This window comes from Hassallia byssoidea VB512170 (assembly GCF_000817785.2).
GTDB classification, from domain to species: Bacteria; Cyanobacteriota; Cyanobacteriia; order Cyanobacteriales; family Nostocaceae; genus Hassallia; species Hassallia carrinoi.
The window spans coordinates 50,200-62,191 of record NZ_JTCM02000004.1 but is presented as its reverse complement, the minus strand read 5'-3'; the positions used below and the strand labels follow the sequence as shown (position 1 = coordinate 62,191).

Below are 11,992 nucleotides of genomic sequence, written 5' to 3'. Positions count from 1 at the left end.
TCCTGAAAAAGTTCAAATTAATATTTCAAATCAGCAACGCCAAAATTTGAATGATTAAAATGCCCTTAGTATCAATAATTATTCCCTGCTATAACGCAGCACGCTTTTTAGAAGAAACACTAGAAAGTGTCTTTAAGCAAACACTAAATGACTGGGAAATTATTATAATAGATGACGGTTCAACTGACGATACTGCCAGTTTGATTCGTGCCTTTGGTTCAAGAGTGAAAGCTGAATTTACCTTCAATAAAGGTGCAAGTGCTGCACGCAATCGAGGTACACAGCTTGCTCAAGGTAGATTTATTCAATATTTAGATGCAGATGATTTATTGCGGGTAGACGCATTAGAAAAACGGGTAAATGCTCTTGTTAATAGCGGTGCAGATGTAGCTTATTCCGATTGGCATAAACTAGAAGAAGGGGAAGATGGTAAGTTTAATTTAGGAAACGTTGTAGCTAGGCAAATTGAGGATGTACATGACGATCCGCAAATTGCCATATTTACAGACTTTTGGGCACCACCTGCTGCCTTACTTTACCACCGTCGGATTGTCGAGGCGATTGGATCTTGGAATGAATCTCTGCCGATTATTCAGGATGCTCGCTTTCTCTTAGATGCAGCTTTGGTAGGGGGTAAGTTTGTTTATGTACCAGGTGTACAAGCAGATTATCGAGTTCACAAAACCGCTACTAGTTTATCGCGCCGTCAGCCCGATCGCTTTGTTAAAGATTGCTTTGATAATGCTTGCCAAGTAGAAGAGATATGGAAAGCTAATGGCAGTATAACTCCACAGCGTCGCGTCGCACTAGAAAAAGTTTACGGGCAAATAGCCCGATTTTACTTTGAGCATAACCGCCTAAAATTCTATGAAGTACTTGCCAGAATTCGCAATCTAAATCCGAATTATCTTCCTGATGGTCCAAAAAGTTTGCGAATTCTGGCAAAATGGTTTGGATATGAACAGGCAGAGGCGATCGCTCTCAACTTTCGTCGGTTCAAATACTTTGTTCGGCAATTAACTCACTGATGTGAAAGTCATTCAAGTCCCCTTTTGTTTTTATCCTGACCCTGTAGGTGGTACTGAAGTTTATGTTGCAGCGTTATCTGGCTACTTGCAACAACAACAAGTTTCAGTTATAGTTGCAGCCCCAGCAGCAGTTAGTCAATCCTACTTCTATCACAACATACCTGTATACCGTTTTGCAGTCTCGAACAAAGTCGAAAATATCCGAGAAATTTATGGAGAAGGAGACTTACAAGCTGCCTTAGAGTTCAACCGCATTCTAGAGGCAGAACAGCCTGATTTGGTGCATCTCCATGCTTTTACCAGTGGTGTTTCTCTGCGGTTAGTGCAAGCTGCCAAAGCGCGGCAAATTCCGGTTGTGTTTACCTACCATACTCCCACAGTGACTTGCCAGCGAGGAACCTTGATGCATTGGGGTACTCAAATCTGCGATGGCAAACTGAATTTACACACTTGCGCCCAGTGTACATTACAAGGGTTGGGACTGCCTAAAACTGCTGCGATCGCGATCGGTAGTCTGCCACCTCAGATAGGGTACTGGTTAAGCAACTTCAACTTACAGGGAAAAGCTTGGACAGCTTTGCGAATGACAGAATTAATGAAACTTCGCCACGCTGCCATAGATAATCTGCTGTCTGAAGTTGACCGCATTGTGGCAGTATGTAACTGGGTCAAAGATGTTCTGCTAGTTAACCACGTTCCGTCTGAGAAAATAACTGTTATTCGTCAAGGGCTTTGTCACGATTTACCAGAAAAAATTATCTCTAGACAGCAAAGCGGTATACAACCAACTTTAAAAATTGCTTTTTTGGGTCGGCTTGACCCCACTAAAGGAATCCATATTTTAATTGCAGCAATGCTTGGGGTGCCTGACTTACCAATTAAATTAGACATTTATGGCATTTCTCATGCAGGCAATGCTACCTACCAGCAAGAATTGCAGATGGCAGCAAACGACCCGCGCATCGATTTCAAACCTGCCGTTCCCGCTGAACAAGTAACAGCAACCCTGACAAATTATGATTTGTTAGCGGTTCCGTCCCAGTGGTTGGAAACTGGACCAATGGTGGTTCTGGAAGCGTTTGCAGCAAAAGTTCCAGTCATAGGTTCTAATTTAGGCGGTATTGCTGAACTGGTTCAATCGGAAGTTAACGGCATTCTAGTAGAACCTGCTTCCGTTGCCGCTTGGAGTCAAGCCCTGCAACGACTGTGCCAAAACAAAGATTTGCTGACGCGACTTAGCGCTGGCATCCAGCCTCCCCAAACAATGGAGACAGTAGCAAGCCAGATGCTGTCAATTTATGATGCGGCATTGCTTTCTTCAAGCGATCGCCTAAAATTATGAAAATTTTATACATTCAATATACAAATCCAGCCGGATACCCACCCCTTCAACAAAGTTCTTGCATACTAGCACTTGATGGCTGGGAGGTACTTTTTCTCGGTACAAAAGCGCTGGGAACAGATGCTTTGTGTTTTCCACCCCATCCCAACATCACCGTACAACTAATGCCCTATTGTTCGTCAGGTTGGCGACAGAAATTGCATTATCTGCAATTTTGTCTTTGGGTGTTAATTGAAACATTACGCTGGCAACCGCGATGGGTATATGCCTCTGATTTGTTATCTTGCCCTGTGGCTTTGCTGTTAAGTTTTTTACCGGGTGTTAATGTTATTTATCACGAACATGACTCGCCAAACGATACATCTTCAAGCTTTTTTATTCGCTTTTGTTTAACAACTCGCAGATGGTTGGCAAGCAAAGCGAAGATGTGCATTCTGCCAAATCAACAGCGCTTCGAGCAGTTTGCTTTAGAAACCAACGCTTCTAGCAAGCTTTTATGCGTCTGGAATTGTCCCACTCAAGCCGAAGCGATCGCCAAGCGCTCATTTACTCAAAGTGATAATTTGCAAATTTTATACCACGGCTCCATCGTGCCATCGCGACTACCAACAGCCGTATTAAAGGCTCTGGTAATGCTGCCTGATAATGTCAAATTGCGCGTGATTGGCTATGACACAGTAGGTCATCAAAATTATACACAACAATTGCGAGATATCGCTGAACAACTGGGAATTGGCAAGCAAGTTGAATTTCTTGGCGCTATGCCTAGATATGAACTATTGCAAAAAAGCTTGGACTGTGATATAGGGCTAGCATTCATGCCGATAAGTAGCGAAGATATTAACCTGCAACGCATGGTGGGTGCTTCTAACAAGCCTTTTGACTACCTCGCTTGCGGTTTAACATTGCTAGTTTCAGATTTACCCGATTGGAAGCAAATGTATGTTGAACCTGGTTACGGATTAGCTTGTAATCCTGAAGACCCAGAAAGTATTGCTGCTGCTTTAAAGTGGTATTTAGAGCATCCGGTTGAAATGCGAGAAATGGGCGATCGCGGTCGGCAATGCATCTTAGAAAAATGGAATTATGAAACTCAATTTGAAGTCGTTAAAAATCAGATGAATAAAATATCATTAAAATAAATTTTTTTCATCATTTGTTTTGCAATGCCCATACTTTTAGATGAAAATTTTAACTTATGCTGCGTATTGCTTACTTTGTATCTCATCCGATTCAATATCAAGCTCCTTTATTGCGACTCATAGCCGCCGATCCAGAAATTGAACTGAAAGTTTTTTTCTACAATGATTTTTCTTTAAAACCTTATCAAGATTTGGGATTTGGACGTGTAATTGAGTGGGATGTGCCACTAATAGAAGGTTATGATTACTGTTTTTTAAACTCTTGGGGTAGCAAGCAGCAACAAATGTCCCAACAATCCCTAGCCAAAGATATTAGCAAACAGTTAAAACAAGGACAATTTGATGCTGTTTGGGTGCATGGATGGTCTTGGCTTTGCAGCATCCAAGTAGTGTTGGCAGCCAATCGCTTAGGTATTCCAGTGTTGCTGCGGGGAGAAACTAGTGGTTTGGGGGAACCAACTCATCCTTTGAAAAAAAGGGCGAAAAGAGCTTTTTTGAACTGGCTATTTCCGAAGATTGCAGCATTTCTCTACATCGGAACTCTCAACCGTCAATTTTATAAAAACTATGGTGTTGAGGACGATCGCCTGTTTTGCGTGCCTTATGCGGTTGACAATGACTATTTTCAGCAGCGAGTAATATTAGCACGTCCCAACCGTGAAGAACTGCGGCGATCGCTTAATTTAGATTTTGGTAGACCGATTATTCTCTACGCTGCTAAACTGATTGAGGTGAAACGTCCGCAAGATTTGCTTGCAGCTTATCGCTTGCTTTCATCTGATGGGATCGAACCAAAACCTTATTTGTTGTTTGTGGGAGATGGCATTTTGCGCTTAACTTTAGAAGCCGAAGCGAAAAAAACAAATTGGCAGTCAATTCGCTTTTTGGGTTTTCGCAATCAGTCAGAAATGCCTGCAATTTACGATTTGTGTGACGTATTTGTTTTACCATCTAATTTTGAACCTTGGGGATTGGCAATTAATGAAGTGATGAATGCAGGCAAAGCTGTTGTTGTTAGCGATCGCGTTGGTTGTGCCCCTGATTTGGTGAGGGAAGGGCAAAATGGACGGATTTTTCCCGTAGGAGAAATTACGGATTTAGCAGAGGCAATTCGCTTTTGCATCGACCACCAAACAGCTGGAGATATCAGCCTCAAACAAATTCAAAAATGGAGCTATCAAGAAGATATCCAGGGACTCAAACAAGCTTTAAATTACCTCAAGTATAAGGTGGCTGAATGAAAAAAGTTTTGATTGTCGGACAAACGCTGGAATTAGGTCGTACTGAGGAACTTTACGGACGAGGATTTTCGGCACTTGGTTGTGAAGTTCAACATTTCACTTGGCACGAAGCAGCACCCAGCTTAGTTTCCGGTTTGTTGTGGGATAAAGTAACTTGGCGACTTGCATGGCAACTACGAGCCAAAACCGCAAATCAGAAATTAGTTGAGATAGGCAATCAGTTTCAGCCTGATTTGACTGTGGTTACTTCACCAGATTTGCTTGCTCCTAGCAGCATACAAGCTTTGCAGCAGCATGGTTTAGTCTTTGTCTTTTTTACAGATAATCCCCTAGATGCACATCACACCCATAGTAATTCCTGGGTCAAGGGGGGGTTAATCTTGTGGGATGCAGCTTTAATCTGGAGCCGAGAATTAGTTGAGCGGTTAACTGAAAATAATGTCAAAAAGGCGGTCTTTCATCCTTTTTGTAGCGATGTTGAATATCACTTTCCCAAAAAGCAGAGTAACCCAGCTTATGATGTAGCGTTTATCGGTAATTGGGATGCTAGTCGCAAACGCGAGCAGTATTTGAAAGCGATCGCTGATTATAAATTAGGGCTGTGGGGGTCTAATTACTGGAATACTCATTGTCAAGAACCTGCATTAAAAAATCTGTGCCAGGGAATGTGCAGTTATGCAGAAATTCCGGAAATTTTAGGCTCTGCCAAAATGGGTTTAAATATTTTACGTCCGCAAAATGAAGAGGGACATAATATTAGAACCTTTGAAATTCCGGCTACACAAACGCTGATGTTGAGCGAGCGAAGTAGAGAATTATTGAATTTATTTGTAGAAGATAAAGAAGCAGTTTATTTTTCTAACCCTGAAGAATTAAGAAATAAAGTTGCATATCTTTTACAAAAGCCGGAAAAAATTAAATTTATTGCTCAAGCAGGATATCATCAGGCACTAAAACATAAAATTGCTGATAGAATCACAGAAATTGCTAACTTGTATCAACAATTGAAATCTTCTCCATCCAGTGACGTTAAGGTTTTGCACTCATAAAAGGTATAGCTATGAGAAAATTACAAATTCAAATTAAAAAATGAAAGTTACTGTTTCAGTCTTTGGGCGGTTTCATGCCTTAAACTTAGCCCAACAATTGCAAAAATACGGTTATTTATACAAATTAATTTCTAGTTATCCAACGTTTGAAATTACTAAATATGGTATTGATAAATCTTTGATTAATTCTCTATTGTATTGGGAAGTTTTATCTCGAAGTTGGCAGAGAGTACCTAGTTGGCTTAAAGGCGATCGCAATTTACAGCTATGGTTTATAGAACAGTTTGATCGTTCAGTTGTTAACGCTCTCTCACCAGGATTTGATATATTTGTGGGATGGTCGGGATGTTGTTTTTGGTCTATGTATCGCGCTCAAAAAATGGGCGCTAAAACAATAATTGAACGTGGAAGCAGCCATATGCAGTACCAAACAGCAATCCTCCAAGAGGAGTATGAAAAGTGGGGACTGCAATTTACAGAAACTCATCCCGGAATATACGACAGAGAAATTCAATCATATAGTGATACAGACAAAATTGCCATCCCCAGCGTATTTGTCAAGCGGACTTTTTTAGAACAAGGAATACCAGAAAGTAAACTTATTCACGTTCCCTATGGGACTAATACAGCAGAATTTTATCCAGAGCCAAAACAAGATAATATCTTTCGAGTCATTCACTGTGGTGGTATAACTCTGCGTAAAGGTGTGCAGTATTTATTGCAAGCTTTTTATGAGTTGAATCTACCCGAAGCTGAATTGTGGCTGGTGGGTACAATCTCTTTAGAAATCGAGCCTTTTTTAGCCAAATATCAAAGCGATCGCATTATTATCAAAGGCAATCACCCTCAAAGCCAACTACGTTTTTTCTACTCTCAATGCTCGGTATTTTGTCTGGCTTCGATTGAAGATGGTTTTGGTATGGTGATTCCGCAAGCAATGGCTTGTGGACTGCCAATTATTCATACAACTAATACTGGTGGTGAGGATATTGTGCGAGATGGTATTGATGGTTTTTGTGTTCCTATTCGGGATGTAGAAGCTCTCAAAGAAAAAATTATTTGGTTATATGACAACCCAGATAAGCAAGTTGAAATGGGGAATAATGCTTTAGCACAAGCTCGCAAATCTCTTGATTGGGATGATTATGGACAGAGAATTAGCAGTGAATATTTAAAGATTTTGCAGCCTGTATCTGCCGAAAAATTAACTTAATAAATAAATTTATCAGCAAAAAAATGAACAAGCAAAATCAGAATATACAAGCTATTGGCGGACACATACTAGACCTTTATCTGTTGGCATCATTCAAATTTAAAAATCCCCATAGCTATACAAAATTTCGCCAGATTAAAAGCCTGAAAAAAAGAACAAACGCCAGTGTTTTTGTCGAAACTGGAACTTATTTAGGTGTAACCACCAAAAGATGTGCCCCCATTTTCAATCAAGTCTACACAATTGAGCTTGATAAAGAACTTGCAGAACTTGCCAAAAGTTTTTTATCTAATAACAAAAACGTTGAAGTTCTTCAAGGAGATGCTTTAAAAGTATTGCCTCAATTATTAAAGCGTGAAGAAATTAACGATGCGCTGGTATTTCTAGATGGTCACTTTTCGGGTGGAATAACTGCATGTGGAGAAATACCAGAACCAGGAATTGAAGAAATAAAAATACTTGCTCAACACAAACACAAAATTAGGTGTATTGTTGTTGATGATTTTCGTTCATTTGGAACCGAGTCAAGTTTTCCCACAAAATTTGAATTACTGAAAGCAGCAGAAGAGTATTTTCATGATTATGAAATAACTGTTCACCTAGATCAGTTAATTATTGTCAAGTGAAGTAATGCCAAAAACTTTTGACTGGCTAGGGTAAACATGTCCAAACAACCTACTTTATTAGTTTATCCCCAATTACCCAAAGCCGGCTTAGGCAACATGCTTTTAGTTTGGGCAAAGGCAGTTTTGTTTGCTGATATAAATCACCTGCCTATTGTTGCACCTGTTTGGGGCAAAATTTCCATTGGTCCTTATTTAAGAGGTGAACGAGATAAAAGGTATTATGGTCATCTCTTTTATCAGAAAAATTATGAGTCACGATGGAAATCTTCTCTGGCAATTTTCCGAAAAAAATATCTTCACAATAATCCAGCAATATCTCAAATAGAATTATCTCATTTAGAGCCACAAAACGTAGATTTGCATCTATTTATTTTTAATCAACTGCCACATTGGAGTGACTACTTTGCAGATTTAAAAGAATATCAACCTATTATTAAGCAGGAACTGTCTTCTATCATTCGTCCGTCAGTATTTGAAGCCATTTTAAATCGTCCAACCCCGGAAATCGGCATTCATATTAGAATGGGAGACTTTAGAAAACTTAAACCGGAAGATGACTTTACTAAATTAGGTAATGTTCGCACACCTTTGAGTTGGTTTATTCAGGTGATTGATGTAACTCGTAAAATTGCTGGTTATGATGTGCCTGTAACTATATTTTCAGACGGTTACGATCGCGAACTTGATGAACTGTTAAAACTTCCTCAAGTTTCCCGTGCAACTGCTGCTTCTGCTCTCTCCGATATGCTTACCTTGTCTAGAAGCAAGCTTTTGATTACTTCTTCAGGCAGCACATTTAGCAGTTGGGCTTCATATTTAGGACAATGCCCGACTATCTGGCATCCAGCACATTTCCATGCAGGTGTTTTTCCTGCTGATATTAGCCAGAGTATATTTGAAGGAGGGTTAGATCCTGAATCAATGACAGTTCCCGATTTACTAATTCATAATATCAAATTAGCATTCACAAGTATCTAAGTTTCTTTGTTTTATTGTTTTAAACAATATCCGAATGCTGAACTGCCCAAATTTCAAAGTTAATGAACATTCATGATAAATTATGTCACTCATGAGCAAAACATCAAATAGCCCCTACTTATCATCTATCGATTCAAATAACCAAGATGTTTTAACAAAGTTTAAGCATCGGATGTCTAACTATTACTTAACATCCCCTTACCACAGCAATTGGATTAAAGGTTTGAACGTGCATTGGCAGCAAGGGGCACACGATGCTCAATTAGCTATGTGCAAACTTATTCCAGATGAGTCTTCTGTGTTAGAAGTCGGTTGCGGTGATGGAAGCGCTGCCCAAGAAATATGTTCTCGCGTCAAAAATGCCAATTACACAGGTGTTGATTTAAGCGCAGATATGTGGGAAGGAAGGCAAGATTTTAATTTCGTAGCAGCTAGTGCAGATAAACTACCATTTGCACCTGCATCGTTTGATGTTGTTCTCTCAATGTTTGTCATAGAACATCTTGTCTTTCCTAATTGTTTTTTAGATGAAGCATGGAGAGTTCTCAAACCAGGGGGAAGTTTGATTACCATCGCTCCAGATTTTGATGCCAACGCTATGCCTTCTGAAAAAAGTGGTTTCAGCTATGGAACTGGAAGGACAAAATTAGCACAAGGCAAACTCCTGGATGCACTAATAACTTTTTATGATAGTCGTGTGCGCCTACATCGAATGCGTTCGCGACGCAGAAAGCAAATCGAAAGTGGTTCATTTTATTTTCCTGTTTTGATTGAACCTAGGTGTCTGCAATTCCCGGAATTTATCACAGATTGCGATGCTGTTTATCCCGTATGTTCCCAAGAGATTGTCAACTATCTGCGGCAGAAAAGCGATTATAAAAACGGAGTAGTATTTTATCGCGATCGCTCAACCTTTGGTCTGCTAATTACAAAAAATTAGTCAATTATTGAGTGGAACAAAATGATAAATATAGCAATTTTAATTCCCAGTTTTAATAATGAAGATACTATTACTTATACCCTTGAATCTATTCAAAGTCAGGGTGAATGGTTAAAGAAAATTTCTGCTGTTTATATTGCCGATGATTGTTCAAGCGATCGCACTATAGCATCGGCAGAAGCAAGTTGGCAGTCCCTAATTCCATTACAGGTTTTCCCAGCAAATAAAAATGTGGGTGAACGAGGCAACGTTAACCGAGCTATGACACTAATTAGAGATATAGACTGGGTTTTGCTATTGCATTCAGATGATATAGCTAAACCAAATTGGCTGGAAATGATGGTGTCAAGAATAGAAGTTTGTCCAGACAACGTAGGCAGTATTTGCTCAAGTTGGGATAATTTAATGTCTGATGGTTCTATAGAACCGGGAGAAGATGACCCCAGCCGAAAAATCGAAGTAATAGAAGGTAATAATGATGCTATCAAAGGTACTTTATTGAAAGGTTGCTGGTGGCATATATCAGGCTGTGCTATTCGAGTTAAAGCTTTTGAAGATTGTGGATGCTTTGACCCGAACCTGCCACAACTAGGTGATTGGGAATGGCTATTGCGCTGTCTTCAGAGCGGATGGTCTGTAGAGTACATACCTAGAACATTAATTTTATATAGGCAACATGTAGGAAGTGTGTCTTCTAAATCGTTCCAAACTCATCGAGATATTAGAGAATTTTTGCAAATTATCCCCAAGTATATTACTTTTTTAGAGTCTCACGATTTGTTTTATATTTATCTGCAAAGAATGAGGTTTATTTTCCGGCGGTTAGTCAAATCTTTAATTACACTAAATACTCAGAGAGTTTGGCAATCTTTCCAAGTATTTTTTATGTTATTGGGCAGTTTGAGAGCATGTCAAAAGCAATTAAAGATGATTGATGAGTAAGAAATATATTTGCTGACTTTGTTAGTATTTATAGGAGTTAAATGAAACAAAAGCTTGGGTAACTATGTTTACAGTAGAGCGGCAGTGGTTAATTGTCTGGCTATTCGTCTGGGTGGGAGTGATGGGTTTGGTGGTCTACAGTCAATGGAATAGAAAATTACCCAGCGTCGGCTTTCCACTGTGTTATTTGTTCAATCTATCGATAAACCACTGGTTTGGAGCCATGATCTATTCCTTTCCGTGGTACTATCCCCAGTCTGCTTACTTACTTAGCGTCGGTTGCTCCCCAGAAAATACGATTTCAGGTTTTCAAGTAAGTGTGCTTGGTGTCATAGGATTCGGATTTGGCAGCGTATTTCTTGCTCCCTGGTTGCTAAGAAGTTTCAAACCCCCTTGGCTGCGGGAGATGCCAAAACAGCCTAACTTAAAGTTACCTAAAACTTACATTTTCTTAGGGCTGCTTTTTTATTTTGTTATCGGACCAATTTTAAGTAAAATTCCTAGCGTCGCTGCCTTGACAGGTTCGGGTTTCTCACTGTTGTCTGTGGGTTTATGTTTAGCTTGCTGGAAAGCTTGGTGCATGGCTGATAACAAAGCCTTTCTATCCTGGCTGTTGATTTCCTGCTGTATACCTTTTTTATCTATGGTGAATGCAGGCTTTATTAGTTTTGGCGTAGCAGCAGTTCTGATTGTGCTGATATTCGTATTCACTTTTTACCGTCCCCGATGGCAAGTCTTAATTATCGGATTGCTGGTAATGTTTTTAGGTTTATCTGTCTTAGTTACCTATTTTCGCGATCGCGATATAATCCGCGCTCAAGTTTGGGGTGGACAAAGTACCGAGTCACGAATTGAGCAAGTATGGAAAACAATGACTAACTTCGAGTTTTTTAATGTTTATAAACAGCAACATTTAGAAGTAATTGATGGTCGGCTAAATATGAATATTGGAGTGGGTCTGGCTATCAACCACATCTCCGAAGGTATAGCTAAATTTGCTGATGGCGAAACGCTGGGGCAAGCAGTAATAGCAGCAGTTCCTCGTATTTTATGGCCCAACAAACCGATATCTGCGGGTAGTGGGGACTTAGTGAGCCGATACACAGGCTTAGAGACTCCTCCTGGAACTAGTATAGGAGTAGGAAATGTTTTAGAGTTCTATCTCAACTTTGGTACATTCGGAGTAGTTTTCGGATTTATCCTTTTTGGCACTGTGCTACGAGTATTTGATATCACAGCCGGACAAAAATTGCTCTCTGGTAATTGGGTAGGATTTGCTTCCTGGTTTCTGCCTGGACTGGGCTTGATGAATCCAGCCGGTTCCCTAGCAGAAGTGGTATCAAGTGTATCTGCCTCTGCGGTTCTGGTTTATCTCATTAACAGGTTTTACCTCAACAAACAAAAAAGATTATAAGTTGCTTTTTTCAGTCCAAAAATGAAGGAGGAAATCTGATTTTATTTAGCTGATTGGTGCAGAAAAAGGGGCAAATA

General features: G+C 39.9%; 11 protein-coding genes. All 11 read left to right on the top strand.

Features of this window, described 5'->3' with window-relative positions; genetic code table 11:
• The first annotated feature begins 50 nt into the window (after nucleotides 1–50).
• The 11 genes from PI95_RS03190 (at nucleotide 51) to PI95_RS03140 (ending at nucleotide 11,915) form a co-directional block, all read left to right on the top strand.
• Nucleotides 51–1,028, top strand: a complete 978-nt coding sequence (locus tag PI95_RS03190) for a glycosyltransferase family 2 protein (protein ID WP_039752634.1) — start codon at nucleotides 51–53, stop codon at nucleotides 1,026–1,028.
• A gap of 1 nt (nucleotide 1,029) precedes the next feature.
• Nucleotides 1,030–2,370 (top strand): glycosyltransferase, encoded by a 1,341-nt coding sequence (locus PI95_RS03185; RefSeq protein ID WP_039752633.1) that lies wholly within the window; start codon nucleotides 1,030–1,032, stop codon nucleotides 2,368–2,370.
• Entirely contained in the window at nucleotides 2,367–3,512 is a 1,146-nt protein-coding gene (locus PI95_RS03180; RefSeq protein WP_039752632.1) for a glycosyltransferase, read from the top strand. The genes PI95_RS03185 and PI95_RS03180 overlap by 4 nt, the downstream gene beginning before the upstream one ends.
• Nucleotides 3,513–3,568: 56 nt before the next feature.
• On the top strand, nucleotides 3,569–4,753 hold the full coding sequence (locus PI95_RS03175) for a glycosyltransferase family 4 protein (protein ID WP_039752631.1): 1,185 nt from the start codon (nucleotides 3,569–3,571) through the stop codon (nucleotides 4,751–4,753).
• A complete protein-coding gene (locus tag PI95_RS03170; protein ID WP_039752629.1) occupies nucleotides 4,750–5,802 on the top strand; it encodes a CgeB family protein in 1,053 nt (350 codons plus the stop codon). Before PI95_RS03175 ends, PI95_RS03170 begins: the two co-directional genes overlap by 4 nt.
• Nucleotides 5,803–5,842: 40 nt before the next feature.
• Nucleotides 5,843–7,015, top strand: a complete 1,173-nt coding sequence (locus tag PI95_RS03165; RefSeq protein ID WP_039752628.1) for a glycosyltransferase family 4 protein — start codon at nucleotides 5,843–5,845, stop codon at nucleotides 7,013–7,015.
• 23 nt (nucleotides 7,016–7,038) lie between these two features.
• Nucleotides 7,039–7,641 carry an rRNA adenine N-6-methyltransferase family protein gene (locus PI95_RS03160; RefSeq protein WP_039752627.1) on the top strand — a complete coding sequence of 201 codons (603 nt, stop codon included), beginning with the start codon at nucleotides 7,039–7,041 and terminating at the stop codon, nucleotides 7,639–7,641.
• Nucleotides 7,642–7,677: 36 nt separating this feature from the next.
• Entirely contained in the window at nucleotides 7,678–8,619 is a 942-nt protein-coding gene (locus PI95_RS03155) for an alpha-1,2-fucosyltransferase (protein WP_039752626.1), read from the top strand.
• 91 nt (nucleotides 8,620–8,710) lie between these two features.
• Complete coding sequence (locus tag PI95_RS03150; RefSeq protein ID WP_236116907.1) at nucleotides 8,711–9,559, top strand: class I SAM-dependent methyltransferase; 849 nt, start codon at nucleotides 8,711–8,713, stop codon at nucleotides 9,557–9,559.
• A gap of 21 nt (nucleotides 9,560–9,580) precedes the next feature.
• Nucleotides 9,581–10,501, top strand: coding sequence for a glycosyltransferase family 2 protein (locus PI95_RS03145; RefSeq protein WP_039752625.1), 921 nt, complete (start codon nucleotides 9,581–9,583; stop codon nucleotides 10,499–10,501).
• 64 nt (nucleotides 10,502–10,565) lie between these two features.
• The gene (locus tag PI95_RS03140; protein WP_039752624.1) at nucleotides 10,566–11,915 is read left to right on the top strand and encodes a DUF8712 domain-containing protein; all 1,350 of its coding nucleotides are present in this window, start codon (nucleotides 10,566–10,568) and stop codon (nucleotides 11,913–11,915) included.
• Nucleotides 11,916–11,992: the final 77 nt, after the last annotated feature.